We start from the raw sequence: 846 nt of genomic DNA, 5'->3' as shown, positions 1-846 counted from the left end.
AGCTCAATAATCAATAATCATAAAATTTAAATCAAAAAGAGGTACTTACCTATGACAAAAGAACAACGTTCCAACAAGTGGGCTTTCCTATTCTATAAGGAAAGTGCACCAGATAACTACCTAGAAAAACTAGAAGAGATTCATGTACCCTTCGTACTATCTCCGTGGCACGACAAGGATATAAACAAAGAAACAGGAGAACTTAAAAAGTCACACAAACATGGAACATTCTATTTTGATTCTCTCAAAAGTTACTCTCAAGTATCGGAACTTATCAAAGATAAACTGAACGGTCCTGCTCATGTAGAGCCCGTCATGTCTCCAAAAGGTATGTATGACTATTTTATTCATGCAGAAAATCCTGATAAAGCTCCTTATAATATTGAAGATATTGAAAGTGGTTGCGGATTTGAACTGGATAAATTCTTAGTACAACAAAATTCTGATGACTTCACAACTGAGGTTATTGATACGATTGAGCAAAATGACTTCACTGAATTTGAAGAGTTAGTCTGGTATGCACGAGATAATAATACCGCTCTATTGGGACTAATCATTGAACGAACCTACTTTTTCGCTCGTTATTTAGATTCACGTCGGCATAATCCGAAACGGATTGAAAAAGTTATGGAAGAACAGGAAGGAACAACCGATGGACATGATTAAACTTAACCAAATTGAAGAATTGCTGAATGCACTTATTTTCATTATTCAGAGCTGGTCCAACAAAATCTTAATTCTGAATGGTTATTTCCATCAACCTCTCGCCCAGAGCGTCATATCACTGAAAAGCAATTTTATAAGGTCATGGCACGTGTTGGTGATCTTTTAGGAATCAACTATCTA

1 protein-coding gene is annotated in these 846 nt (G+C 35.8%); it reads left to right on the top strand.

The window, feature by feature from the left end; translation table 11 throughout:
- The first annotated feature begins 51 nt into the window (after positions 1-51).
- Positions 52-666, top strand: coding sequence for a replication protein (locus tag BABA_RS13025; RefSeq protein ID WP_007085653.1), 615 nt, complete (start codon positions 52-54; stop codon positions 664-666).
- Positions 667-846: the final 180 nt, after the last annotated feature.

This window comes from Neobacillus bataviensis LMG 21833 (assembly GCF_000307875.1).
Lineage (GTDB): Bacteria > Bacillota > Bacilli > Bacillales > Cytobacillaceae > Neobacillus > Neobacillus bataviensis.
Note: the sequence above shows the minus strand (reverse complement) of the source record. Positions and strands in the feature narration are given on the sequence as shown.